The 25,977-nt window shown below is 61.6% G+C and carries 17 protein-coding genes and 1 pseudogene; 12 read left to right on the top strand and 6 right to left on the bottom strand.

Annotation, left to right across the window (positions count from 1 at the left end):
* The first annotated feature begins 136 nt into the window (after positions 1-136).
* The 8 genes from F3J20_RS00400 (at position 137) to F3J20_RS00365 (ending at position 8,146) form a co-directional block, all read left to right on the top strand.
* A complete protein-coding gene (locus tag F3J20_RS00400; protein WP_167281318.1) occupies positions 137-2,257 on the top strand; it encodes a bifunctional rhamnulose-1-phosphate aldolase/short-chain dehydrogenase in 2,121 nt (706 codons plus the stop codon).
* Positions 2,258-2,404: 147 nt separating this feature from the next.
* Complete coding sequence (locus tag F3J20_RS00395; protein WP_167281316.1) at positions 2,405-3,895, top strand: sugar ABC transporter ATP-binding protein; 1,491 nt, start codon at positions 2,405-2,407, stop codon at positions 3,893-3,895.
* A gap of 37 nt (positions 3,896-3,932) precedes the next feature.
* The gene (locus tag F3J20_RS00390) at positions 3,933-4,892 is read left to right on the top strand and encodes an ABC transporter permease (RefSeq protein ID WP_167037294.1); all 960 of its coding nucleotides are present in this window, start codon (positions 3,933-3,935) and stop codon (positions 4,890-4,892) included.
* Positions 4,893-4,929: 37 nt separating this feature from the next.
* Positions 4,930-5,931, top strand: a complete 1,002-nt coding sequence (locus tag F3J20_RS00385; protein WP_167281315.1) for a substrate-binding domain-containing protein — start codon at positions 4,930-4,932, stop codon at positions 5,929-5,931.
* A 129-nt stretch (positions 5,932-6,060) separates the two neighbouring features.
* Complete coding sequence (locus F3J20_RS00380) at positions 6,061-6,819, top strand: SDR family oxidoreductase (RefSeq protein WP_167281313.1); 759 nt, start codon at positions 6,061-6,063, stop codon at positions 6,817-6,819.
* Between the two features lie 57 nt (positions 6,820-6,876).
* On the top strand, positions 6,877-7,266 hold the full coding sequence (locus F3J20_RS00375; RefSeq protein WP_167281312.1) for a hypothetical protein: 390 nt from the start codon (positions 6,877-6,879) through the stop codon (positions 7,264-7,266).
* A 123-nt stretch (positions 7,267-7,389) separates the two neighbouring features.
* Positions 7,390-7,908, top strand: a complete 519-nt coding sequence (locus tag F3J20_RS00370) for a DUF2778 domain-containing protein (RefSeq protein WP_167037283.1) — start codon at positions 7,390-7,392, stop codon at positions 7,906-7,908.
* Entirely contained in the window at positions 7,889-8,146 is a 258-nt protein-coding gene (locus F3J20_RS00365) for a hypothetical protein (RefSeq protein WP_167281310.1), read from the top strand. The genes F3J20_RS00370 and F3J20_RS00365 overlap by 20 nt, the downstream gene beginning before the upstream one ends.
* 56 nt (positions 8,147-8,202) lie before the next feature.
* On the opposite strand, the gene F3J20_RS00360 is transcribed toward F3J20_RS00365, so the two are convergent.
* Positions 8,203-9,888 (bottom strand): methyl-accepting chemotaxis protein, encoded by a 1,686-nt coding sequence (locus F3J20_RS00360; RefSeq protein WP_240162657.1) that lies wholly within the window; start codon positions 9,886-9,888, stop codon positions 8,203-8,205.
* 626 nt (positions 9,889-10,514) lie between these two features.
* Between F3J20_RS00360 and F3J20_RS00355 the strand changes: the two genes are divergently transcribed.
* From F3J20_RS00355 to F3J20_RS00345, 3 genes and pseudogenes are all read left to right on the top strand, one after another.
* The gene (locus F3J20_RS00355; RefSeq protein WP_167281308.1) at positions 10,515-10,670 is read left to right on the top strand and encodes a hypothetical protein; all 156 of its coding nucleotides are present in this window, start codon (positions 10,515-10,517) and stop codon (positions 10,668-10,670) included.
* A gap of 106 nt (positions 10,671-10,776) precedes the next feature.
* Positions 10,777-13,437 carry a glycosyl hydrolase family 28 protein gene (locus tag F3J20_RS00350; RefSeq protein WP_167281307.1) on the top strand — a complete coding sequence of 887 codons (2,661 nt, stop codon included), beginning with the start codon at positions 10,777-10,779 and terminating at the stop codon, positions 13,435-13,437.
* A gap of 228 nt (positions 13,438-13,665) precedes the next feature.
* Positions 13,666-14,076: pseudogene (locus tag F3J20_RS00345) on the top strand (transposase); the annotation flags it as partial.
* Positions 14,077-14,119: 43 nt separating this feature from the next.
* Here the strand turns inward: F3J20_RS00345 and F3J20_RS00340 are convergent.
* Both F3J20_RS00340 and F3J20_RS00335 read right to left on the bottom strand, forming a co-directional pair.
* The gene (locus tag F3J20_RS00340; protein ID WP_167281305.1) at positions 14,120-14,851 is read right to left on the bottom strand and encodes a hypothetical protein; all 732 of its coding nucleotides are present in this window, start codon (positions 14,849-14,851) and stop codon (positions 14,120-14,122) included.
* 161 nt (positions 14,852-15,012) lie between these two features.
* Positions 15,013-16,193, bottom strand: a protein-coding gene (locus F3J20_RS00335) for an IS3 family transposase (RefSeq protein ID WP_167281303.1) whose coding sequence is annotated in 2 segments (ribosomal slippage) — positions 15,013-15,941 and positions 15,941-16,193 — 1,182 coding nt in all. Because the reading frame shifts where the segments join, the coding sequence is not laid out codon by codon here.
* A 632-nt stretch (positions 16,194-16,825) separates the two neighbouring features.
* On the opposite strand from F3J20_RS00335, the gene F3J20_RS00330 reads away from it, so the two are divergent.
* The gene (locus F3J20_RS00330; protein ID WP_167281301.1) at positions 16,826-17,950 is read left to right on the top strand and encodes an NUDIX hydrolase; all 1,125 of its coding nucleotides are present in this window, start codon (positions 16,826-16,828) and stop codon (positions 17,948-17,950) included.
* A 270-nt stretch (positions 17,951-18,220) separates the two neighbouring features.
* On the opposite strand, the gene F3J20_RS00325 is transcribed toward F3J20_RS00330, so the two are convergent.
* From F3J20_RS00325 to F3J20_RS00315, 3 genes are all read right to left on the bottom strand, one after another.
* Positions 18,221-18,652, bottom strand: coding sequence for a DUF4188 domain-containing protein (locus tag F3J20_RS00325; RefSeq protein WP_167037269.1), 432 nt, complete (start codon positions 18,650-18,652; stop codon positions 18,221-18,223).
* Positions 18,653-18,715: 63 nt separating this feature from the next.
* A complete protein-coding gene (locus tag F3J20_RS00320; protein WP_167281300.1) occupies positions 18,716-25,078 on the bottom strand; it encodes a type I polyketide synthase in 6,363 nt (2,120 codons plus the stop codon).
* Complete coding sequence (locus F3J20_RS00315) at positions 25,078-25,977, bottom strand: hypothetical protein (protein ID WP_167037264.1); 900 nt, start codon at positions 25,975-25,977, stop codon at positions 25,078-25,080. Before F3J20_RS00315 ends, F3J20_RS00320 begins: the two co-directional genes overlap by 1 nt.

The following is a 25,977-nucleotide window of genomic DNA, read 5'->3' as shown; positions in this document are numbered from 1 at the left end:
CAATCATCAATTGCCTGATAATGGAAAACCCTCGCTCAAAACAATCAAAAAGTTGATCGAAATTCGATTGAAAAATGAGCGTTTTGTGGACAAACTGCGCTCCATCAATCCACGAAACCCGCGAGACAACGCTTCCATGAAGACCTCTTCCGATCTTGCCGCTTCGACCCCGATCGTCTCCCTGTGGGACGACACGCGGGCTGCATCGATGTCCGAGCCGGAGCTTTTGCTGTATCGCTCCAATCTGCTGGGTAGCGATTTGCGCATCACCAATTTTGGTGGTGGCAATACGTCCGGCAAGATCGACATGCCCGATCCCCTGACCGGGCAGCCGGTGCAGGTCCTGTGGGTCAAGGGATCGGGCGGCGACGTCGGCAGTATGAAGCTCGACGGCTTTGCCACGCTCTATATGGACAAGCTGCAAGCGCTCAAGTCGCGCTATCGCGGACTCGCTCACGAGGACGAGATGGTGGCGATGGCCTCGCATTGCACCTTCAACCTGAATCCGCGCGCCGCGAGCATCGACACCGCGCTGCATGCGTACATTCCGAAGGCGCACGTCGATCACATGCACCCGGATGCGGTGATCGCGATTGCGGCGAGCCAGAACGGCGAGCAGCTGACGCGCGAGATCTTCCATGGCGAGCTTGCCTGGGTGCCGTGGCAACGTCCCGGCTTCGACCTCGGTGTCCAGCTCGGCAACATCACTCGCGACCATCCGGGGCTCAAAGGCCTGGTGCTGCAAAACCACGGCCTTTTCACCTGGGGCGACACCTCGAAGGCGTGTTACGAGAACACGGTGCGCGTGATCGCGCAGGCCAATGCGTGGCTTGCCGCGCACAGCGACAAACCGGCCTTCGGCGGCGCGGTGCAGGCGCCGCTCGACCGCGAGGCGAGGTTGCGCGTGGTCGAGCGGCTCGTTCCGGTTTTGCGCGGCAAGATTAGCGGCGCGGCGGCGGGCGGCCAGTACAAGCAGGGGCATTTCGACGATCGCGCGGAAGTGCTCGAATTCGTGTGCAGCAAGGAACTGGCGCCGTTGGCCGCGCTCGGCACGTCCTGTCCCGATCATTTTCTGCGCACGAAGATCTATCCGCTGGTGCTGGACTTCGATCCGCAGCGCAACAACCTCGACGAGGTGATCGCGGGCCTCGACGTCGCGCTCGAGCAATACCGCGAGAACTATCGGGACTACTACGAACGCTGCAAGCGTCCGAACAGCCCGGCCATGCGCGACCCGAACGCGGTGATCTACCTGATCCCCGGCGTGGGTATGCTGAGCTTCGCGCGCGACAAGGCCACGGCCCGCATCGCGAGCGAGTTCTACATCAATGCGATCAACGTGATGCGCGAGGCGCAGCGTGTCGACCGCTATGTCGGTCTGCCCGAACAGGAAGCGTTCGACATCGAATACTGGCTGCTCGAAGAGGCCAAGCTGCAACGCATGCCCAAGCCGAAGAGCCTGGCGGGCCGCATCGCATTGGTCACCGGGGCGGCGGGCGGCATCGGCCGGGCGACCGCCGAGCGCTTCTTGCAGGAAGGCGCGTGCGTGCTGCTCGCCGACATCGATGCGAACGCCTTGACCGAAGCCGAGGCAAGCCTGCGCCAGCGTTTCGGCAAGGACATGGTGGCCAGCGCCGTGACCGACGTGACGAACGAGGCGTCGGTGCAGGCATCGATGGCCGCGGCCCTCGCGAGTTTCGGCGGGCTCGACCTGGTGGTGTCGAACGCGGGCATCGCGTCCTCAGCGGCGATCGGCGATACCAGCCTCGACCTCTGGAATCGCAACATGAACATTCTGTCGACCGGTTATTTTCTGGTCGCGCGTGCTGCGTATCGGTTGTTGCGCGAGCAGGGTGTCGGCGGAAGCATCGTATTTGTCGCGAGCAAGAACGGGCTTGTTGCGTCGGCGGGCGCGGCCGCCTATTGCACGGCCAAGGCGTCGGAAATCCATCTGGCGCGTTGTCTCGCGCTGGAAGGCGCCGAGCACGGCATTCGCGTCAACGTCGTGAATCCCGATGCGGTGATACGCGGCTCGAAGATATGGGACGGCAAGTGGAAGGAAGAGCGCGCCGCCACCAACAAGATCGCGACGGACGACATCGAAGACTTCTACCGCAAGCGCAGCATGCTCAAGCTTAGCGTGCTGCCCGAAGACATTGCCGAAGGCGTGTACTTCTTCGCGAGCGATCTGTCGGCCAAGTCGACCGGGAACATCCTCAACGTCGACGCCGGCAACGCTGCCGCCTTTACCCGGTGAATCCGGTGAAATCCGCTGAGATCCACTGAGCCCGCTGAGCCCGCTGAGCCCGCTGAGCCACCGGCTGCCGCACGCACCCCACAGCGGGCGGCAGCGAATCTTCGGCGTCGATCGGGACACCGTATAAAAACGCAACGTGGTGGAGACATGGACAACGATCACTACCTGCTGCATGCCGCGGGTGTGCAGAAATCGTTCAACGGCGTGCCGGCGCTGCGCGACGGCCGGCTCGAACTGCGGCCGGGCACGGTGCACGCATTGTGCGGCGGCAACGGCGCGGGCAAGTCGACGTTTCTGAACATCCTGACCGGTATGCTGAGGCGCGACGGCGGCACGATCAGTTGCAAGGGCAGGCCGGTCAATTTCGAGTCGCCGGCGGACTCCCTGGCGGCCGGCATTGCGATGATCAGCCAGGAGCTGAACCCGTTGCTCGACATGACCGTCGCGGAGAATCTGTTTCTCGGCCGCGAGCCGATGAAGCTCGGCGGGCTCGTCGTCGACTACCGCCGCCTCTTCAAACGCGCGGCCGAACTGATGGAGTCGCTCGGTTTCTCGATCGACGTGCGGGCGCCGCTGCGACGCTTGAGTCTCGCCAAGCGCCAGCTTGTCGAAATCGCCAAGGCGATCAGCTACGACAGCGATATTCTGATCATGGACGAGCCGACTTCCGCGATCGGCGAGGCCGAAACGGCGATCCTTTTCGACGCGATCCACCGGCTGACCGCTCGCGGGGTGGGCGTGATCTACGTCTCGCACCGCATGAGCGAGATATTTTCGATCGCCACCGAATACACGATCTTTCGCAACGGCGGCTTTATCGAAGCGGGGAGGCTCGCGGATATCGACGCCGCGCATCTGGTGCATGGGATCGTCGGCGAGCGCGTGACGAAGAGCCAGCGCCCGACCACGCTGCCCGACGCGCCGGTCATGCTCGAAGCGCGCGGCTACGCGCAGCGCAAGCGTTTTACCGGCATCGATCTGCAGGTCAGGCGCGGCGAGATTCTCGGCATTTATGGGCTGATGGGCGCGGGCCGCAGCGAATTTCTCAATGCCGTATTCGGTCTGACGCGGCCCGACGAAGGCACGCTGCTGATCGACGGAAAACCGGTGCGCATCGACAAGCCGGCCGATGCGCTCGGCAACGGCCTCGCGCTTATCACCGAGGATCGCAAGGACACGGGTCTCGTCGGTTGTCGTTCGGTGCGCGAGAACGTTTCTCTCGCGGCGCTGCGCGGCTATTCGAAAGCCGGCTGGATTCGCGCCGAACGCGAACGGCACGCCCTCGCGCAGATGGTCCAGCAATTCTCGATTCGCACCAGCTCCGCTGAAATTCCCGTGCAGCAACTCTCGGGCGGCAACCAGCAGAAAGTCATTCTCGCGCGTTTTCTGCTCACGCAGCCGCGCATTCTGCTGTGCGACGAACCGACTCGCGGTATCGACGAAGGGACCAAGCAGCAGATCTACGAGTTTCTCAACACGTTCGTGGCGGATGGCCGATGCGCGATTGTCGTGTCGTCGGAGCTCGACGAGGTGATGCAGGTCAGCGACCGGATCGCCGTGTTCGCGCGCGGCCGGATCACCGGCACGCTGACACGCGCCGAGGCTTCACATCATGCGTTGACGCATCTCGCGTCGTAGGCGCTGCCTGTTCCCGCACTTATCTGGACTCCACATCATGATGCTTGCACAACGCTCCCTGTCGATGAAGCACCTGTCGCGCTATGGCATCGTCGCGGCCTTTGTCGCGATCTGTATTGCGCTGTCGTCGATGAATCCGTATTTTCTGACCATCAACAATCTGCTGAATATCCTGCAGCAGGTGTCGATCAACGGTCTGCTCGCCATCGGCATGACCTTCGTGATTCTCGCCGGGGGAATCGATCTGTCGGTCGGTTCGGTGCTCGCGTTTGCCGGCATGGTTGCGGCGAGCGTCGTCGCGGGCGATGCACCGCACGCTCCGTTCCTTGCAGTTGTTGCGGGCGTCGCGGTCGGCGTGGCGTCCGGCGCGCTCAACGGTCTGGTGATTGCCCGCTTTCGCGTGCCGGCTTTCGTCGTCACGCTCGGCATGCTCAGCATCGCTCGCGGTGCGACCCAGATCTACAACGACGGCATGCCGATCTCCGGCCTGTCCGATGCGTTTCTGCTGATTGGCCAGGGGAAGGTGGCCGGCGTGCCGATTCCCGTGCTGATCTTCCTGGCCTTGTTCGCCGCCTCGCTCGTCGTGCTGCGCTATTCCCGCTTTGGCCGCTATGTCTATGCGGTCGGCGGCAACGAAAAGAGCGCGCGTGCGAGTGGCGTGCCGACCCGGCTGATCCTGCTGTCCGTGTATGCGATCTGCGGCGGTTGCGCGGGACTCGCCGGCGTGGTGCTCAACGCGCGCACGACTTCGGCGCTGACCCAGGCGGGGGTGGGGTATGAACTCGATGCGATTGCGGCCGTCGTGATCGGCGGCACGAGTCTGTCGGGCGGGATTGGCGGCGTCGCGGGCACGCTGTTTGGCGTACTGATCATTGGTGTCATCAACAACGGACTCGATTTGATGGGCGTGTCTTCGTATTACCAGCAAGTCATCAAGGGCGCGGTCATCGTGTGCGCGGTTCTGCTCGATATCGCCGCGCGCCGGGAAAGCAACTGAGGCCCTGCCTCGCGCAAACTTACAACCAGGAGACGATATGAAATCAGCAAAATGGCTCACGGCAGTTACGCTCGGTGTCGCGTGCGCGGCGGCGTTCGCGCAAAGCGCGCCGGTCAAGACATGGAAAATCGGCGCGGCCGTGTATGGGCAGAGAAACGAGTATGCGCAGCTATGGGTGAATGCGCTGAAGGATCACCCCGCGGTGAAGAGCGGCCTCGTCAATCTGACGGTCTTCGACGGCCGCTACGATCACATGACGCAGGACGGCCAGTTCGATACGATGATTACGCAGAAATACGATGGTGCGCTTTATATCCCGATCGACTCGATTGCCGGCGGCAATGTGGTGCGCAAGGCCGCCGCCGCGGGTCTGCCGGTCGTCGGATCGAACGGCCCGGTCAAGAGCGATCAACTGGTTTCGTATATCGGCTCGAACGACGTGCTCGGCGGCGAGCTCGAAGCGGGCGCGGTCGTGAAGAAACTCGGCGGCAAAGGCAACGTCGTGATTCTCGAAGGTCCGGTCGGACAAATGGGCGCGATGCAGCGCGGTGAAGGCATCGACAAGGTGCTCAAGCAGAACCCGGGCATCAAGGTGCTGGAGCGCAAGACCGCCAACTGGTCGCGTGCCGAAGCGTTGACGTTGATGCAGAACTGGATCACGGCTCATCCCGGGCAGATCAATGGCGTGATTGCCGAAAACGACGAAATGGCGCTCGGCGCGATTGCTGCGTTGAAGGCCGCGAATATCGATCCGAAGACGATCCCCATCGCCGGCATCGACGGCGTGACCGATGCGATCAAGGCCATCGCCCGCGGCGAGATGGTGCTGACCGAGCGGCAGGACGCCAAGGCGCAGGCGCAAGGCGCGCTCGATATCATGCTGCGTCACGAGATCGGGCCGAGCTACAAGCCGCAGTCGACGATCTGGCAGCAGTACGCGAGTACCATGCCGTGGGGCGACGGTACCGCGAAACTGTACGCGGTGCCCTGGACCGAAGTGACGAAAGCGAACGCTGCGCAGTTCGAGACGGCGCGTTAGGAAAGCGTGATGCGTTGGCCGGGGTGCGGAGGGTTTGTCCGCCGGGTTTATCTACGGATTGATCTGCGGGTTTGTCTCTGCTCCGGCCAGTTTTTCCCCGTACTCCGTATCTAGAAAGGTTGTGTTGTCATGCCCGGATCTTTTCAGCAAGCGTTCGACTTTAGCCATAAGGTCGTTCTGATTACCGGCGGTGCCTCGGGTATCGGCCTTGCCATTGCCACCCAGTTCGTGGCCCAGGGCGCGCGCGTCGCGCTGGTCGACATCAGCGACGAGGTCGAACGCGTTACGGCGTCGTTCGGCAACGGCAGTGCCGGATGGTGTGGCGACGTCAGCGACGAAGCGCGCACGCAAGCTATCGTGGCGGACGTTATTGCCCGTTTCGGACGCATCGACGTACTCGTCAACAACGCGGGCATCGGCTTGATCGAGAAGGCCGAGGACATGAGCGCGGCGCTCTGGGATCAGACTATGGCGATCAATCTCAGGGGCCCTTTTCTCTACACGCGCGAGGTCGGGCGGCATATGCTGGAGCGGGGCGCGGGCCGCATCGTCAACATGGCGTCGCAGGCGGCGCTCGTGGGGCTCGACAAGCATCTGGCCTACAGTGCCAGCAAAGCAGCGCTACTCGGCATGACCCGCGTGCTGGCCGGCGAATGGGGGCCGCGCGGCATTACCGTCAACGCGATTTCACCGACCGTCGTCGAAACGGAACTCGGGCGGCGCGCATGGGCCGGCGAAGTCGGCGCGCAGTTCAAGCGCAAGATTCCGTCGGGCCGCTTCGCGCAACCCGATGAAATTGCGTTCGCCGCGCTCTATCTCGCAAGCGATGCTGCGGCCATGATCAATGGAGAAAACCTTGTGGTCGATGGCGGTTATACGACGCAATAGGGTGTTTTCAGGCGGCTTGCAATAGGGCGGATCAAGTCATGGACCGGATAGGGGCGCGTGCCTCTATCCGGCTTATGGCTTTTCGATCGACGGCGGTTTACGCTGCTCAGAAATTTTCCATTCCGACACATTGTTTTCTGCCGCGATCGCAACCCCGAACACAACCGCTACGAACCGGAACAGCAAAAAGGCGGCGACCTGCGCGCGGCTACCGTGAAGTGGATCGAGGCTAGTGCTGACATGCGCACGCCGTACCCACACAAGCTACCGGGGACAGGTGACTTCAGCGTGCCGCCCACTGCCCCGACGAAGCCCGCCTTGCGCGGGCTTTTTTGCGATGGCGTTAATTCTCGCCAATTCACATTCTTCTTTGCGCTGGATCACTTCCTGATTCTCCGTTATTGGGGCAGTGTAGCGAAGGCGTTGATCAAGCAAGGCGTGCCTTGACTGAAACGCTTCTCTCAATATTAGGAAGTCTGACTTAGCATGTTCGCACTACGTGCCATTGCCTTGATGGGAATATCAAATACACAGACTCGTGCAGTAAGCGTGGATAGGGAGGCGTGAAAGATGGCTCTTACGGGAAAGTTTCTGGTCAATAACGAGCTTCTATCGCCACTCAGCTTTTTGGGTATCGGCACATTTGAGGCGTATTCGGGTGACAAGCAATACCGCAATCGGGGTGGCTGCACGGCCGTGCCCGATAACGGTCCGATTCCCGCTGGTAAGTACTGGATCGTCGCGCGTCCTACTGGTGGCATCCGTTCGAAGACTTATGCATGGACGAAAGATACATGGAATGCCATCAAGGGGACTCCGTCCGATCACGCTGAATGGTTCGCCCTATACCGGGATGATAGGGTGATTGATGATGTGACCTGGGTCAATGGGGTCAAGCGTGGGCAGTTCCGGTTACATCCAGCAGGCGGCCAAGGTACTTCATTAGGCTGCATCACCCTGTCGCGTCATACTGACTTTTTGATTATCCGGCGTGCGCTTTTGCACACCGCTACGATCCCGGTGCGTAATTCGGGGCTCCACGCGTATGGAACGATCGAGGTAGTGACATATGGCAACACTTGTCCGTAGGATTTTCAAGGTCGCGCTGTTTCTCGGCCTGTTTGTTCTTGCGATTCGTTATGTCCATACGTACCCCGACCCGATGACGGAGAGCCAGTTGCTCGTGTGGTGGAATGCTTCGGAATGGCTCGGTATTCGCGATCCCGAGGACTTATATTTCGTGATGTGGGTGACTATTCAATTGATCGTCACCACTGCGGTGTATCTGACGCTCATGAAGCTATGGCGGCGATATCGCACGAAGTAGAAAAAGCCCCGGCGACGGGGCTTCTTTTCAAAGCCATCAGCAGCACTTCACGCCGCTCAAAAATTTTCCCATTCCTGCGCATTGCTGGCTGCCGCGACCGCAACCGGTGCCGGCAGGGCCGCAGCTGTTACCTTCGCCACCTGCGGCTTCACCGGCTGCGCGGCTCTCGTCTCCTTGAAAGCAGCCTGCTGGACCGACGATACTTCCTCGCCGAGCCTGAAGAACATCACGTCGGCTTTCATCTTGCCGGCCTGTTCCTGCAGCGACTGAGCCGCAGCAGCAGCCTCTTCCACCAGTGCCGCGTTTTGCTGCGTCACCTCGTCGATCTGGTTGATCGCCTGGTGTACCTGAACGATGCCTTTGCTTTGCTCGTCCGAGGCCGCCGAGATTTCGCCCACGATATCGGATACCCGGCCAATCGCTTCGATGACCTTGTCCATGGTTCCGCCCACTTCGCCGGCCTGCTGCGCACCGCGCTGAACCTTGCCCGACGACGCCTCGATTAGCTCCTTGATCTCCTTGGCCGCCGCCGACGCGCGTTGCGCCAGCGAGCGCACTTCGCCGGCGACCACCGCGAAGCCGCGGCCCTGCTCACCGGCACGGGCTGCCTCGACTGCCGCATTCAGCGCCAGGATGTTGGTCTGAAACGCGATGCCCTCGATCATCGCGGTGATCTCCGCGATTTTTGCGGAGTCGGTACTGATCTCCCGCATCGTCGCCACCATCGTGCCGACTGCCGTGCTGGCCGCATCGGTCATCTCGCGCGCATTGGCCGCGAGCGAATTGGCCTGGCGGGCGTTTTCGGCGTTCTGCTTGACCGTCTCGGTCAGTTGGGACATGCTCGCGACGGTTTGTTCGAGCGACGCCGCCTGTTCTTCGGTGCGTGCCGAGAGGTCCTGGTTGCCCGCGGCAATCTGCCCCGAAGCGACCGTTACCGATTCGCTGCCGGCGCGAATGCCGCGAATCGTGGTGGCCAGTTGCCGGCTCATGGTCTTCATGGCTTCCAGCAACTGGCCGAACTCGCCGCCCACATCCACGGTGATCTGACCGTCGAGCCGGCCTTGCGAAATGTTGCCGGCGATGCGCACGGTCCGGTCCAGCGGCCGCGTAATGGCGCGTACCAGATAGACCGCCGCGCCGATGGACAACAAGGTGCCGGCGAGAAGCAGCGCGCCGGAAATCCATTTCAGTTGTCCGGCGCGAGTCGTGCCATCGCGGTCGTTGTCTCTTGCATGGTTGGCGTTGATCCGCGCATCCTGCGCAAGCAGGGCGGTGAGACTGTCGCCCACCGGAGTGACGGATTGCCCCTGCCAACTGGCCGCCTGGTCGAAATAGCCTTGCTCGATGATCTGCAATTCCTTGTCGACGGCTTCGCGGTACTGGGTAATCTGACCATCCATCTTGTCGGCCACTGCACGTTCTTCGCTGTTCGACACGCCGTTCGGGTAGTAGCTTTTCCAGTCCTTTTCCAACTGTGCGGAATAGTTGCGCGTCTTCGAAACCAGCGTCATGTCCTTTTGCGCCAGCGTGCGCCAGAGCATCAGGCGGATATGCAGCAGGTCGGCGCCGCTGGCATTCACGTTGTTCATCGGGATGACGATGTTGGCGTAGGTGTCATGTAGCGATTCGCTCAGTGCCGATATCCCACGCAGGCCGAAGGCGCCGATGATCAAGGTGAGTGCCATGCAGGTCACGAATACCACGATGATCTTGGACCTGACAGTCGAGAAAAACTGGTTCAAAAGGAGTCCCTTCAGGAGATGTGGTTTGACGTAAGGTGCTGATGCACGTCGGCTCACCTGGAATGCGTCGCCTGAGCAGCGGTATCAAATCGCATGGCACGCGGGCGTGTTGCCAAAGAACGGGGGCCGAAGATGTCGATCAAGTCGCCGTAAGGATTAACGACGCATCGGGGAAATTCTTTAGCGTCCCCCTTTCTTGCAGAAGAAGCCCTGTGTGGTTCGTCTGGTGTCGGGTGCTCGCGTGGCATGAGGTTGCGCGGCGCGGACGATCGCATGGGCGATCCGTCCGTATCTGTCAGCAAGGTCTCTCGCTGCGCTCATGATTTGTCAGGCTTTGGATAAATATGACTGACAACATGAGCCTCACAAACTTCGACCGATCAAGCCGGATGGCATGTCCGAAAATCGCGCCATTCAGCTTCTCTTTACCCCGTCCCAACGCGATCCTGCTCCGAAAGGGTGGGGTTTACTGTAATTGAAAGAGCCGGGTCGGCTGACGCATTATTCGGCACACGTTGTACGATGAATTACGTCATTGCTCGACGACTTTGCTCCGTGAAGTTTGCCGAGGCCGGTCGTTGCCGGGCGGCTGGCCTAGTAGGCAATCAGCGGCGAGACATCGCCTCATGCAGGATGAAAAATTCCTGTTGCAGCGCGGTTTTCAGGCGTTCGGCCCGTGGCTGTATCGCCCTGTCGGCATACGTGTCGCGATATCCGTGGAAGTTTTCGCGGACTGGCTCGCCGTCGGGAATTTAGGTTATTTCTTATACGATGTCTTATAACAAACACTAACGTCTCTGCCTGATCTGCTGCGTTCCCGGCATCGACACGAGGAGCGGAAGAGGTCTGACAAGAGCACGGACTGGATTCACCCCAAGGAGATGACTCATGAAGATGCGCTCAGCCCGAGAGCTGGTCGTGCTCGGCCTGCTGGTCCTGACCGTTGCCGGTTGCGGCGATGGAAACGGCCTTGCAAGCTCCAGCACCAGCTCGACGACGCCCCCACCCACCAACCCGACCACGCCGACTACCCCGGCCTGGACGCCGGGCCGCTACGCCGCCGACGCGAACCTGCCCGATTCCCCGGCATTGCCGTCGGATACCCAGGTTTGCTCGGTTCTCGAAGCCAGCAACAAGCTCGTCAAGAACGCGGACGGCTCGCTGCCGGTCAGCGCGGACCCGACGCCCGCGACCTATGGTGGCGCGACGACGGCGCTAAACAATCCGGACCAGGCGCGCATCCAGGCCGCGCTCGACGCATGCGGCGCAACCGTCGACGCGGAAGTCGGCGCGAAGATCGTGCAGGCCGATCAGCAGGCTGCTGCCACGCAACAGGCGGCCAATAATCCGCTCGTCAACATCGCGGGTGCCTCAAGCGAAACACTCTCGAATCCGTCCTACAAGGCCACCAAATTCGCGGTGCGTCTGGTCAGGAACAGCGGCGGCGCGGGCAATGCGTTCCTGAGCGGTCCGCTCGTGCTGCCGTCGGGCGTGACGCTGTGGATCGACGACGGCGTCACGCTGTTCGCGAGCCGCGACGTCGTGGTCTACGACAAGAGCGCGCAAGACCGGCCGAACGCGATCACCTGCGGTGCCGCGATCAACAATCCGAGCGGGCTGCCCGCACCGGCCGGCACTGTCAACGCGGGCCAGGCGACGCTCGCGGGCGTCAGCGGCATGCAGAACTGCTATCCGCTGATTCGCGGTACGCATACGGTCAATACCTCGATCATGGGTAACGGCTCGATCGACGCGCGTGGCTATATGCCGCTCATCAGCTCGTCGTCGCAGTATCCGACGATCCGCTGGGCAACCGGCGTCACCGAGGCGTTCACGTATTCGGGCAACAACATCAGCGGCGTCACGACGCCGAAGTTCAGCTGCACGAACACGATCGCGGCTTACCGTGCGGGCACGCTCGCGCCCGAAGGCACCGCTTGCGACGTCGTGACCGCGATGGGCAAGACGACGCTCACCACGCCGGCCGTCACCTATGTGGTGAACCGCCAGGCGACCAGCGTGCCGGGCGGCATGACGGTCACGGGCGGGGGCTGCAATGCCGGCACGGCCGGTTGCGCGCGTTGGGTACCGGCGAGCTGGTGGGACATCTCGTATCACGGCAACAAGGACATCGGCGGCGGCCCGTACAGCTTCCAGGGCAACCCCGGCATGGTCTGGATGCAACAATCGAAGAACCTCTCGCTGTATCAGATCACGCTGCGCAACAGCACCTTCTTCACCGTCGAAGCCGACGGCGTGGATGGCCTGAGCGTGTGGGGCATCAAGATCATCACGCCGTTGCTGCCCGACGCGGCGAATCAGGCGAGCGTCGGCATGAACAACGACGGCTTCGACGGCGTCAGCGGTTCGTACTCGCATCTCTACACGGGCGCGACGATCGACGCCAGCTCGACCGGCGTGAAGAATACCGATGGCGTCGATCCGAGCGTTGCGGCGGGGCCGGAGCACGCTGCGCTCGGCACGGGCAGCACGACGACGTCGGCGGGGCAGGTCTACTTCGACGGTTATGTGAAGAACGTCGCGATCGTCTACAACTACCTGAGCCCGTCCGACGACAACGTCGCGTTCAAGGGCGGCCTGCAGGACCCGCGTCCGGCCGCGACGCACGGCGCACAGAACGGCTCGGCGGCGGCCAATATGGCGTGGGGCATCGACGGCAACCGCGACGTTTCGTCGAACCGCACCTACGGCATTACGGTTGCGCACAACCACAACTACAACGGTCACGGCCTGTCGATCGGCAGCCCGACCAATGCAGGTGTCCGAAACATTCACTTCTACGACAACTACTTCGACAATATCTACGACGGCACCAATGCGTCGACGGATATGGGCATCGTGGGTCTGCGCATCAAGAGCGGCCAGGCGCGCGGTGGCGACGTCAGCAACATCTACTACGACGGCGCATGTATGCGTGGGGTGAAGGACTTCCTCGTGTTCGACATGTACTACACGGGCCCGAGTGCCGATCCGATTTCGTACACCGGTCTTGGCTGGTTGATTCCGAGCTTCCACGACATCAACCTCAGCAACGTCCGGATGATGAACATCCCGGCCAACAAGTCGGCGGGTAAAGCGGGTGGCGGCAATCTGACCTTCCGCGGCCTGCATGCCGATACGAGCTTCGCCAATACGCAAAGCGTCATTCAGCTGAACATGAATAACGTGGTTGCGGATAACGACGTCGTGCTCGGCATCTCGAACCTGAGCAAGGGCGTGGTGAACATCGGTTCGACCGACGGTTCTTCGCAATCGAAGGCGGCCAATGCGACGCTGAACCTCGGCGCGAATGTCAGCCTGATCGGCCAGTCGTTCGCTCACGGTACAGGCGGTATTCTGACGAACACGTCGAGCGGCGCTGGCAAGTACACGGCCACGACGAACACGCTGAACCTGACCGTCAACGGCAGCGACGACGCGGGCGCGGCGGGCGACACGAACCCCGCGGCGACGATCGTCGCGCAGAATCCGAAGCTGTCGCTGTGCGATCAGGCATCGTCCTGGCCGGTGTTTCCGAATGTGAAGTAAAGATTGTTCTCTTGAAGGTGCGGGACTCGCGGTGTGATGCCGCGAGTCCTGCTGGATGCAGGAGGGAAAGCCCCGCGAGTGAACTCGATGCCATTAAATGTTGGACGCCCGTCTGCTCTCTTTGGGGGAGTACATGGCAAAGTACTTGCCGGAAATTCAAACAGTCGTTGGTGGATGAGGTCCTGACGTCACACGTATGTTTCCAGGGAATGGATTGGCGGCCGGGAACGTGCCCGCTGCGCTGGCATTCCCCAGACGATCTGGCCTTCGAAAGCAGGCCATAGATTGCGCTGGCCCAGCTTCGTGAGGCTATAGCATCCGGCGTTGCGCCGGGGATCGTGCTGGCCGATGCCGGATGCGGCGACGAAACCGCTTTCCGGGATGGCGTAACGGGACTGGGTTTGTTCTACGCGGTAGGGGGCAGTCGGGCACCTCTGTGTGGGCGCTTGGTACGGCACCACTTCCATCCAGGTCCGCAGCAAGCCGCCGACATTGTTGCGGCGTGCGCCCGGCCATGAACCGTTCGCGGTCAAGGAACTGGCCACGCAATTACCCCTTAACGCCTGGCAAACGATTACATGGCGGGAAAGCAGCAACGCGACACTTTCCTCACGTTTTGCCGCTGTACAGGTTCGTCCCGTACAGACAGACCCGAAATTTAATTTCGCCACGGCTTTCAGGTCTAGTCCGACAGATGGACCTCCATCTCATTTTCAGCTGCCTTATCCCGAATCCATTCCTTTGCTTCAGGGGTGATGGGGTTGTGACGCAGATCAAGATAGACGAGGGAGGTACTGTTCACTAGTGCCTTCGCGCCAGCATCTTTGATGTTGTTGAAGCTCAAATCAAGCGCAATGAGCGTGTCATTTTCTGCCAAGGTCTGCGCGCCGCTATTCCCGATGGCGTTGCGTTCAAGATTCACACGGGTAAACGTACGATTCGTCGCCAGTGCTTGCGCGCCCGCGTCACCGATCCGATTGTGTCCTAGATCAAGGTGGGTGACGTTGACGGCTGAATTCGCAATTTCTTGCGCTTCCTTGTCGGTCAATCTTTCCTGTTTTACATCATCTTTCGCTTCTTCCAGCCTGTGACCAACCGCCTCAATATCACGCAACATCGGATACTTATTCAGAACATCTGTCAGATGTTCGACGTCCCGGAGGACGACTGCTTGCGTTGCATAATTCGCGATGGCCGACCATTCGTGGTTGAGTAGTCTCAAGTTATTTCGAATTTCAGGTTGTGCGAGGCTCGCGATGTGAGATTTCAATTCCGTTGGCAAATTGTTCAGGCCATCTAGTGAGGCTCTTCGTGCAGGTCGATTGGAATAGGTAGTCGGGTTTGCATTAATATTTGACGACTTGCCCTTTACATGATCCCAAAGATGGCGAACTTGATCGGTAATTCGTTGCATTTTGAAAACCTAAAAGTAGAGGTTGAGAACCTATAAATAGCATTCACGGAAAATCACAATCGAGTGCATAGATGAAAAAATCGATCAACCCGCATGCTGGTTGAACGGCTGTACAGCACAAGTGAGGTTCCCCCGGTTTTTCGCTTTCCAGAGGCCCCGGGTTATGCCGCCGCATCCCTTGTCCGCTGAGCCGCAAACCAGTCTTGCATGAACTGGGTTGGCGACATGAAGCCAAGCGATGAATGACGACGACTGCGGTTGTAAAACACTTCGATGTATTCGAACAAGTCCGCGACGGCTTCGCGATGCGTGCGATACCTCGTGCCATGCACCCGCTCGTTCTTCAGGCTGTTGAAGAAGCTCTCCGTCGGTGCGTTATCCCAGCAACTGCCTTTGCGGCTCATGGAGCATTGCATGCCGTACGAGTCCAGCTTGCGCTGGAAGTCGCGGCTGGCGTATTGACTGCCCCTATCCGAGTGATGCAGCACGCCGGGCGCGGGCCGGCGGCGGAACCATGCCATCGTCAGCGCGTCGGTCACGAGCTCCGTCGTCATGCGCGGCTTGACGGACCAGCCCACGACCTCCCGATTGAACAGGTCCAGCGTGACAGCCAGGTACAGCCAACCTTCGTCGGTCCAGATGTACGTGATGTCCGAGGTGAACACCTGATTGGGCTCGACCGGCGTGAAGTTGCGGTTCAACACGTTTGGCGCGACGGGCAGTTTGTGCCGGGAATCGGTTGTCACGCGGTAACGGCGCTTGTGGCGGGCTCGAATACCGTTGGCGCTCATCAACCGCTCGACCCGTGCCTTGCTGGCCGGGAAGCCGCGCGAGCGAACCTCTTCGGTCATGCGCGGCGAGCCGTAGGCGCCCTTGACCTCGGCGTGAATCGTCCGAATCAACGTGAGCATCTGTGCATCGGTTAGCCGCTGGCGCTCGGGCGTGCCGCCGCGCTTCCATGCACGATAACCGTTCACGCTCACGCAAAGGACCTCGCACAGCGCGGCAAGCGGATATTGCCGGCACTGTGTGTCAATCCAGGCGAACTTCACAGGAGGTCCTTCGCGAAGAACGCCGCCGCTTTTTTTGCGATTTCCAGCTCCATCTGCAAGCGTTTGTTTTCCGCTCGAAGTCGCGACAGCTCCATCTGTTCCGCCGTGACGGCCTTCGCCCCGGGACCATTCAGCTTGCCGGCCTCAAAAACCTTCAGCCAGTTGCGCAGGGTCTGCGTCGACATACCCAATTCGCGGGCCACGGCGCTCACGCCTTGCCCGTCCTTGATTCGTTGCACGGCGGCTTCCTTGAACTCCGCCGTGTACACCTGGTGCGGTACCTTGAACATTGCTTTTCTTCCTTTGGGTCGAGTTTATACGCGACCTGCTGGAAGACGAAATTTCAGGGGAAGCTCACCGTCAGCTTTGCGCATAGTTTCGATCTCAGTGTTGTCCGTTCTTTTTTCGACACTTACCACTTCCGTTCCAATGATGATGGCAGGAGCTATTTCAACTGTCTGCTAGGTTCATTCTTTCTACTGGAAAAGTCCCGACAGAAGCGAAGTCCGCTCATTAAATGCGAAGCGGTCATGGCGGAAATGGCCTGCGAGGTTTACCTGCTGTTAAACGGTCCATGTGATCGACCATCGGGACTAACTTCGTGCCGTGTGCACGGTATTCGCAAAGCGACTCAGGCAAAAACGATGTGTATGTAACATTTCCCAGATAGTCCGCTGGTCGCCGGCATTCCTACACCGAGTACGGAACTCATTTTTTCCGTACAAAAACGTTTTTAACTCGAACTTACCCGTTTATGTCCAGATTACCCTCCATTTCCAACCGCACTACGGTTTCCCCTGCCCTATCAGACCCACTTGAGCGGAGCGGTCCTCCCACGGCAAGTCTGACTCGGGCGCGTCGTAACGTCGATGGCCCACTCGCCGGTTTGGTCAAGGACAAGAACCTTGTCACGGTACCAAATATGAACGCAATCCAGCACACCACTCGACCTGTCAGTCCGATTAAATTCGACGAGCTTCCGAAAGTCGGTCTCAAGGATGGGTGGCTTCCAGGTGACGTGTATGAAAACCCGGATTTTGTATCCAGTTCGATCCTGGACTACACAGCGAGACAGCTGAAAATCCCAACATGGCGCGTGATTGACTCGCTCTTCGATGCTCTACCGACGAGGAGGCAGACGCAACAGAATCGAGGGCTGCTGGAACATGCAATGAACCACTCCGTGAATGCGAGTGGTGCTGTCATGATGATGGTGCACACTGAATCGGGTTTACTCCTGGTCGCGGCAAACAGTCAACGGAGAAAACTGGTTGTCCAGACTAACGGTGCGTGCGAAAAGAATGAATCGATCGGACAAACCGCCAAGCGAGAATTTTTCGAAGAACTCGGCAATCCCACTCCCGGTGGTCCTCTGTTCAATACGCTTGACGAGCGCAATTTGAGAGCTATAAACGGGCGTAATCAGATCGGAACGTCGGCTGCTGAGATCGCCAAGCGGATCGTTGATGTGCAGGCCAAACCCGGAAATCTATTCCTTAATGTTACAGGGCTCTATGTAAATAGAGAGATTGTCCCGGCAGACCAATTGAATCGTGAGGTATCTGTCTTGAATGAAAAACTCTCAAGAGCGAAACCTTTCTATGCCGCAGCGGTAGAGCTTGTATTCGGCGATAAGAGCAACGGCCTCGAGCCGGCAGACCTGGGAAATCGGGAAGTTCGCGACCGTGCAGCAGATCTCATCAGAAAATTTAAGAGCGAGTGCTCAGATGTGATTACCTCCGATCTGGAAAAATGCTTCGATGACTCGAATTATGACACCCAGGACGGCGTCAGTCTGGGATTAAATGCGGTCATCGATCTATCCGAAAACGATTCGATCAAATTGATTGATGAGACTTCCCTGGCATCTGCGATTCGCTTGTTCGAATCTGATTCTGACGCGTTGAAGCACGAGTTTTTTGGTGCCGCGTTCGCTAGCATTCTTCCACACAAAGGCACTCACACTCCGGAGCAGTTTATGGCTCTGCTTAAGCAAAATGTAAACGCCCCGGCTATTGGGGCTCCGATTGATAGTCGTGCTTCCTGAATAGGCAATAACGCGTGCACTGAATTTCATGACCATCCATCGAGCGGCGTTGGAAACTCATAGGAGGCATTGAAGTTTCCTGCGAATCTCGAATCCGTTAACCGAGTGTTCGGTATGTCGCCTGTTGTCGCTGTGCGGCATACCGACTTCTCTCGAATTGCGTAGGAATTGGAGTTGAGCCTGTAACCTCGGACACTCAGGCACCTTAAGTTGCTGGCGAGTGCGCCCCACCGGGCCCGACCACCACACGAAGCACGTTCACATCCCGCCTCACGTATTGCGCGACGACCTCAACACCCCGGCTCTCCCCAACCCGAACCGAGGCATGTTCACATAAACGTTCTCGAACGAACCGGCAGTCACGAGATAGGTTTCGTGCCAGATGCCGACGTCACCGCGAGTGCCGCTCAAACGGCTGAACGCGCGCCACGCGGGCAGATGTTTCGCTGCGGGATTCGCGGCATAGGCGCGCAGTTGTTCGAGCGAGCGCCAGTACTGCACGGCGATGGTAGTGCGTCCGGGCCACATTTCGTACGACAGCAGACCTGCGTCCGGCATCGTCTTCAGCTCGCGCAGCATGCGCGGCAGCGCGCGCACCACCGGTAACCAGCGGTGAATTTTCCAGAGCCGGTTGATGCGCATGCCGATCATGAACACGACGAAGTCGCCCTCGATTTCAGCGGTCACGCGACCGTGAATCATCGCCGGGTCTGCATGACTCGCGACGACGGTGTTTCGGCATTCGCACCGTCGCGAGTCACGCCTCTAGGCTTGCAGGATGTCATCGAGAATCTGCGTGGACAGTTCGGCGATGGTCGGGCCGCGCACGAGAAAGAGCGCGCGGAACCGGTATCCGGTGCAGCGTTCGAGCACGAGTGCGATCTCGGTCGCCATCAGCGAATCGACGCCGAGATCGGTCAGGTTGCTGAGCGCATCGACGCGGCTCGCGGGCAGCTTGAGCACGCCGCAAATTCGCTCCGCGACTTCGGCGTAGACCTTCTGCCAGCGCTCTTCCGATGCCGCCGTCGCGACGTTCTGGCGGAACGGCGCAGCGGGATGGCTATTGTCGGCCGATACCGACAGCATTTCCGACAGGCGCCGCGCCGGTGGTCCCGCGAGGCGTTCCTGCCAGCGTTGCCAGTCGATGTCGAACGCGCCGAACTGGCCCCAGTGCTCCTGCAACGCGCTTTCGAGAACCGCGAGCGCCTGCGCCGACGCCATGCCGCGCAAGCCGAGCAGGTCGAGGTGGCCGGCGAGCGACGCATCGCGCGCGACCATGCCGACATCGCCGATGACGCCCCAGCCGATGCTCGTGCCCGCTTGACCCTGCGCGCGCCGGTACAGCGCGAGTCCGTCGAGGAACGCATTGGCCGCCGCATAGTTGAGCTGGCCGGCATTGCCGAGCGCCGCGCTCACCGACGAATAGCAGACGAAGAAATCGAGCTTCGACTGCGCGAGCGCGCAATGCAGGTTCCATGCGCCGACCGCCTTGGCCTGCATCACACGTTCGACCGCCGCGGCCTGCAACGTGGCGATGCCGGCATCTTCGGCGAGTCCGGCGGAATGGATCACCCCGCGTATCGGCGGCATATTCCGTTCGATCTTCGCAATCGCCTGTTGCACGGCGGCCGCATCCGCGATGTCGAGTTGTTCGCTCCACACCTGTACCTGTTCATCGCGCAGCGAATCGAGCACACGTTGTGCCTCTTCCGTGCGCGGACCGCTGCGGCTCAATACCGCGATATGGCGCGCACCGTTCATCGCGAGCCATTTGACGGTTTCGAGACCGAGGCCGGTGAAGCCGCCCGTCACGAGATAGCAGGCTTGTTCATGCGCGAGTGGGCGCGGCAGGCACGTTTCCAGTTCGACGACCTGATCCCGCAAATCGATGCTGACGTTGCCGCTGTGCGTGTCTTTGGCCAGCATCTGCCAGGCCTCGTCGACGTGCGTGAGAAGAAACGCCGAGGTCGGCAGAGGCTTGAACGTTGCGTCGTCGAGCAGCGGTGTCAGCGTATCGAGCGCGCGGCGTAATGTGTCGGCCTGCTCGCGGCGGACGCGCTCGGGATCGAGCGGCACATAGACGAAGCCGCGTTCGAAGACCTCCGGCGGCACGCTTGCACGCTGCCGCGCGCTGGATGCTTTCGCGATGTCGACAAACCTGCCGCGCGAGGCGAGCAGTCCGAAGCATCGATCGCGCAGATTGCCCGATGCACGGTTCAGCACCACGTCGACTCCGGCGTTCGAGGTCCATGCGCTGACTTCATCGACGAAGCGCAGCGAGCGGCCATCGGAAACATGGGCGATGCCGAAATCGCGCAGCAGGTCGCATTGTTCCGCCGTGCCTGCAGTCGCGAACACGGTCGCGCCTTTCCAGCGCGCCAGTTGTGCCGCGGCGATCCCGAAGCCGCTTTCAGCGCGATGAATCAGCACCGACTCGCCGTGACGCAACTGCGCGATGTCGAAGAGCGCGTGCCACGCGAGCGCCCAGTCGAGCCGGGTCGCGGCGGGATGCGCGGCAACCGCCGGTCGGCATGGGACCGCATACGCATGAGGCACTGTGACGTGCGATACGAGAGACGAGGTGGGCGCAAGCACTGCGACGCGGTCGCCAACTTGCAGGCCGCCGGCCTCGCGGCCCGCCGTCACGACGATGCCGCTCGCGCGGCCGTCGAGTTCGCCGGTATCGGAGACGTCGATTGCATAGTCCTGCAACGCAATCTCGACTTCGCCGTCGCGTGGCGCGCAGCGCGCGATCTCATGGAAGACGATGCTCGCGTTCGGAGCCGGCGCGACAGCCTGCATCGCGTAGCCGGTGGCCGGCGTGGAGCGCGCCGGTTCGCGGCGCGGTTCGCGCCAGGGCACGATGCGCGCGACGTAGCGTTCGCCGTCGCGGAACGCCACTTCGGTTTCGTCGCTGCCGCTCACGAGTTCGCCGAGCAGCGTTCCGGCCGCGCTCAGCGGCTGCGCGCTGTTCAGATCGATCATGCGCACGCGCGACTGCGGCCGCTCAAGCGTCAGAACGCGGCCGACGCCGAGCAGCGCGTGCTGGCCCGGTGCGTCGTGAAGTTCGTCGCGCACGACATGCTGAGTGCGCAGCGTGGCGATACTGAGCGCGAGATCGTCGGTGGGACGGGCGCGCTCGAATTCCTGCACGATATGCAGCAGGTCGATCGTATCGACGATGCCGGTCGCGACGCGCGATTCGCTTGCCGACATGTTGGTGGCGGCGTCGAGTCCCCATAGATAGATTGCCGCGTCGAGCTTACGGTCGGCGAGTGCGGCCATCAGGCGCGCCATGTCGTCGCGCGACTCGCGCGCCACCTCATAGCTGGCGTCGCCGGTCTGACGGAAACCCTCGCCCGGTGTCACGGTGATGCAGGCGATGCGTTGTTCGTGCGCCCGTGCGGCCAGTTCGTCGCCCATTCCGCCGGCATCGTTGAATATGAGCCATTGTTGCGTGAGAAATGCCTTGCCGGTTTTGGCGGTCTGCTTGCGCCAGTCGGTCTTGTACAGAAGCGCATCGCGTGACGATTCCGCCTCGGCCACGACTTTTACGGCTCGGGCGCGCACGCCGAAGAGTTCGACCGCCACCTGACCGTGCGCATCGTAGAGAACCAGATCGCCGGAGACTTCGTCGGCTTCTCCGCTGGGCTCGCGCGTCAGCCGCGCATGGCAGATCGCCATCGTGCCCGGCTTGTGCTGGAAGCGAACCTGATCGATCGAAACGGGCAGGTAGATCGAGCGATCCGTCGGCGCATCCGCCGTTTTCAGCGCGAGCAGGGTTTGCAGTGCGCCGTCTAGCAGCACGGGATGCACGTAGTAGTCGATCGTATCGGCCGCATGCTCGACGGGGATCTCGATGCTGGCTTGCGCTTCGTCGCGGCCGGGATTCGTGCGGACCGTTTGCAGGCAGCGAAACGCGGGGCCGTATTGCAGACCGAGACCGGCAAAGGTGCGATAGAACGAGTCGAGATCGACCGGCAGCGAGCAACGGGTCGCCAGCGCAGTGTGGTCGAGCGCGGCACTGCGCGCGGGCGCGGGTATCGCCGAGAGCCGTCCCGACGCGCCGAGCGACCACGGCGATGCGGCGTCGCGCGCACGGCTGTGAATCGTGAAGCGCGAGCCTTCGTCGTCGAGTTGCAGCCGCACGATGGGCGTATGCGCGAGGCTCAGCGAGCGATGAATCGTCAATGCGTCGATGGCAATGGGCTCGCCCTTCGAACGCTTGGCAACGAGCGCCATTTCGATGAAGGCGGCGGCCGGCAGAATCGCTTCGCCCTGAACCTGGTGGTCCTGCATATAGGGGTAGAGATGCGCGGCCAGTTCGCCGTCCCATGCCGCGTGCGGTTCGTCCAGCCGCTGCGCGAGCAGGGGATGTACCTTGTTGCTGCCGAGCCGGTCCGCGCGCGAGAGTTCGGTCTCGCTCCAGAGCACGTCGCGATCCCACGGATAGTTGGGCAACGCCACGCGCTGTCCCGCCGGATAATGCGCGCGCCAGTCGATCGCGGCGCCACGGCAATAGAGTTGCGCGACGCAGCCGAGCAGCGTGTCGCGGCTGTCCTGATCGCGCCGCTGCAACGGCACGCTGATACCTTCGGCGCCGGCATGCCGGAGACACGCATTGATCGCGACAGCAAGAACCGGATGCGGACCGACTTCGACGAAAGTGTCGTAGCCGTCGGCAATCATCGTGGCGAGCGCGTCGGCGAGGCGCACTGGCTGACGCGCGTTTTGCCACCAGTACGCAGTGGTTTGAGCCGCCGTGTCGAGCAGCGTGCCGCTCACGGTCGAATACGCGGGCAAGCTCGGGACATGCGCGACGAGCGACGCGAGCGAGGCATTGAATTCGGCCTCGAACGGATCGATGTGATGGCTGTGATACGCGACTTCGACCTTGAGAATGCGGCTGAAAATATGCTCGACCGTCAGTACTTCGTTAAGCTGAACGATGGCGTCCGCATCGCCCGCGACCGTGACCGACGTGGGACTGTTCACCGCCGCGATCGTCGCGCGGCCCTCGACGCTTTTGAGGAACGGCGCGATCTCGTGCGCGCCGAGGTCGACCGCCAGCATCTTGCCGAGCCCGGCCGTGCGCTGCATGAGCCGGCTGCGATGATAGGTCAGCAGCAGTACATCGGCGAGGCTGAGTGCGCCGCTCGCATAAGCCGCCGCGATTTCGCCGACGCTATGGCCGACCACGGCCTCGGGGTGCAGGCCATAGCTGCGCGCGACTTCCGTGAGCATCAACTGCAAGACGAGGTTGCCGATTTGCGCATGCTCGGGCGCCGTCATCGGCTCGCCGCTCGCGTGCGTGAACAGTTCGCCGAGCGACCAGCCGGCGAGCGGCTGCCAGATTGCGTCACAACGTTCGAACAGGCTGCGCGCGACGGGCTCTTGTTTGAGCAATTCGACGCCCATGCCATAGAACTGCGGGCCCATGCCCGTGAAGACGAAAGCGACCTTGCGCCGCGTGTGCGCCGCATGGGGGCCGCTGACGATCAGCGAATCCACGGCCTGTTTGTCGGCGAGCAGGCGCAACTGCTGCGCGAGCCTGTCCGGCGAATCCGCAACGATGCCGACGCGGTGCGGGTATTGCGTCCGATGGCGCGCGACGGTGTAGCCGATGTCGTTGAGCGTCATGGCGGGATTGTCGTCGAGCAGATCGGCGAACTGACGGGCTCGTGCGATGAGCGCGGATTCGCTCGCGGCCGATAGCGGAAACACGGCGGGGTGCGTCCGTTCTTCCGGCACGGCGCACGGGCGCTGCGGCGCTTCGAAGAGAATCGCGTGCGCGTTGGTGCCGCCGTAGCCGAAACCGTTGATCGCGGCACCGGCGGGCCCGTCGTGTTCGGGCCACGGTTCCGGCGTGACCGGAACGTGCAGGCGCAGCGCAGCGAAGTCGATGTCGGGGTTCGGTGTGTTGAAGTGCAGGTTCGGCGGGATCACCCGATGTTCGAGCGCGAGCACGGTCTTGATGACGCCGGCCATGCCGGCCGCTGCTTCGAGGTGGCCGATATGGGTCTTTGCCGAGCCAATGCGTAGCGCGTCGCGACCGTTGCGCTGTGTCGCAATGCTCGCACCGATCGAGCCGCTTTCGGCGCGATCGCCGGCACGCGTGCCGGTGCCGTGCGCCTCGACGTATTGAATTGCATCGGGGCTCACGCCCGCGCTTGCCTGCACCTGGCGGATCAATGCGCTTTGCGCCGCTGCGTTGGGCGTCGTAATGCCTTCGGTGCGGCCGTCCTGATTGATGCCGGTTCCGGCGATCACCGCGCGGATCGGATCGCCGTCGCGCAACGCTGCATGCAAGGGCTTCAGGATCAGCAGGCCGGCGCCTTCGCCGCGGCCGTAGCCGTCGCCGCTCGCATCGAACGCCTTGCTGAGGCCGTCCGGCGCGAGAAAGCCGCCCTTGCACATCGCCACCATATACTCGGGCCGCAGCATCACGTTGACGCCGCCGCACAGTGCCATCTCGCATTCGCCCGCGAGAAGCGCGCTGCAAGCCACATGCAGCGCGACGAGCGACGACGAACACGCGGTGTCGATCGACATGCTGGGGCCGCGCAGATCGAACGTGTACGAGAGGCGATTCGACAGCATCACCATCGTCGAGCCGATCGCCGTGTGGGTCGTGATCGTGTCGCGGTTGTAGGTGTTGAGCAGATGCGTCTGGTTGTCGAGCATGAAGCCGCCGACATAGACGCCGGTCTGCGAGCCGCGCAGCCGGTCGAGCGGAATACCGCCGTCGTCGAGCGCTTCGGCCGCGACTTCGAGCAGCAGACGCTGCTGCGGATCGAGCAGCATCGCCTCGCGCGGCGAGATGCCGAAGAAGGCCGCGTCGAAACGGTCGAGCGGTTGCTGCAGGAACGCCGCGCGTCGCACATAGGCGCGTCCCGGCACGTTCGGGTCCGGGTTGAAAAAGCGTTCGAGGCTCCAGCGCCCGGCGGGCACTTCGCCAACCGCGCTCGTGCTTTCCAGCAGCATGCGCCAGTAGGCGTCGGGCGAGATGGCGGGCCCCGGGAACCGGCAGCCTATGCCGACGATCGCGATGCGCGCATCGCGCGCGGAAACGGATTCATCTGGCCGCAACGCGTCGGCGCTACGCCAGTCTTCGAGGCGACGGTTCATCAGATATTCCAGTTAACTTTAACGGGGCCTTGCGGCGTGGTCGTATCGTTCAGCCAGCTTTGCAGCGTGGCGTCGGTCTGGCTCATGATGACCGGCGCGTACGCGGGCCAATGCTGGCTGTCGAAGCGCAGAATGGTGCGCCACAACTGCAGCGATGCGTTGTTGGTCACGGTATCGGGCGAATGCTTGCCGCCGTGCTGAACATCGGTTCTCATATCGATGAAGCTCTGATACAGGTACACCTGCAAATCGGCACCGGCATTCAGCGTGTTCTGCGTGAAGAGGTTCTGCGTTTCGTTGGTCGACGGCGTGCTCGACGCGGCCTGTGCGAGAGACCAGAGTCCGGCGCGAATGTCCTGCAGGTCCTGAGCGGCGATGCCGACGTAATACCCGACGATCTGGTTGATGACCGAGTTCCAGTCGCCCGACATGTTCGGCGTCACTTCGTCCTTGAGTTGCGCGGAAAATAGCGGGCATTGCAGGAGTTGACCGACGTAGGCGAGAAAGCCGTTGAGATTGCCGGCCGCCGCGGGACTCGACGGGTTGAAGCCCGAGGCGCGTTGCGCGAGGCTCATCGCCATCGCGCAGCCGGTCGCGGGGCTGGCCGCGAGACTGGCTTGCAGTTGTTGCGGCTGGCCCGACGCGCGGGCGCGCGCAACCGCCTGGTCGGCGTTCAATACCTGCTGTGCGTTCGGCCCGACCAGCTTGCCGTTCGACACCACCGGCTGTCCGTTCGCAGTCGCCACCAGCGACTCGATGTGAGGCAGGGTGGCCAACACACTGCTGGACACCACGGCGATTTTGCGGGCGACGTCGCGAACCGTATCGGGCGCATGAGGGTGGGCGTTGCGAGCGACCCATTGTTCGAACGCGGCGATACCGGTATTGATCTCAGCCAT

This window comes from Paraburkholderia sp. Cy-641 (genome assembly GCF_011752945.1).
Lineage (GTDB): Bacteria > Pseudomonadota > Gammaproteobacteria > Burkholderiales > Burkholderiaceae > Paraburkholderia.
The sequence above is the reverse complement of the archived record's forward strand: the minus strand, read 5'-3'. Positions and strand labels throughout refer to the sequence as shown.

Excerpts from the sequence above, each read along its gene's own strand:
- F3J20_RS00400 (WP_167281318.1), top strand. The coding sequence starts at position 137 with ATGAAGACCTCTTCCGATCTTGCCGCTTCGACCCCGATCGTCTCCCTG.
- F3J20_RS00395 (WP_167281316.1), top strand. The coding sequence starts at position 2,405 with ATGGACAACGATCACTACCTGCTGCATGCCGCGGGTGTGCAGAAATCG.
- F3J20_RS00390 (WP_167037294.1), top strand. The coding sequence starts at position 3,933 with ATGATGCTTGCACAACGCTCCCTGTCGATGAAGCACCTGTCGCGCTAT.
- F3J20_RS00385 (WP_167281315.1), top strand. The coding sequence starts at position 4,930 with ATGAAATCAGCAAAATGGCTCACGGCAGTTACGCTCGGTGTCGCGTGC.
- F3J20_RS00380 (WP_167281313.1), top strand. The coding sequence starts at position 6,061 with ATGCCCGGATCTTTTCAGCAAGCGTTCGACTTTAGCCATAAGGTCGTT.
- F3J20_RS00370 (WP_167037283.1), top strand. The coding sequence starts at position 7,390 with ATGGCTCTTACGGGAAAGTTTCTGGTCAATAACGAGCTTCTATCGCCA.
- F3J20_RS00365 (WP_167281310.1), top strand. The coding sequence starts at position 7,889 with ATGGCAACACTTGTCCGTAGGATTTTCAAGGTCGCGCTGTTTCTCGGC.
- F3J20_RS00355 (WP_167281308.1), top strand. The coding sequence starts at position 10,515 with ATGCAGGATGAAAAATTCCTGTTGCAGCGCGGTTTTCAGGCGTTCGGC.
- F3J20_RS00350 (WP_167281307.1), top strand. The coding sequence starts at position 10,777 with ATGAAGATGCGCTCAGCCCGAGAGCTGGTCGTGCTCGGCCTGCTGGTC.
- F3J20_RS00340 (WP_167281305.1), bottom strand. The coding sequence starts at position 14,851 with ATGCAACGAATTACCGATCAAGTTCGCCATCTTTGGGATCATGTAAAG.
- F3J20_RS00330 (WP_167281301.1), top strand. The coding sequence starts at position 16,826 with ATGAACGCAATCCAGCACACCACTCGACCTGTCAGTCCGATTAAATTC.
- F3J20_RS00325 (WP_167037269.1), bottom strand. The coding sequence starts at position 18,652 with ATGATTCACGGTCGCGTGACCGCTGAAATCGAGGGCGACTTCGTCGTG.
- F3J20_RS00320 (WP_167281300.1), bottom strand. The coding sequence starts at position 25,078 with ATGAACCGTCGCCTCGAAGACTGGCGTAGCGCCGACGCGTTGCGGCCA.
- F3J20_RS00315 (WP_167037264.1), bottom strand. The coding sequence starts at position 25,977 with ATGGCTGAGATCAATACCGGTATCGCCGCGTTCGAACAATGGGTCGCT.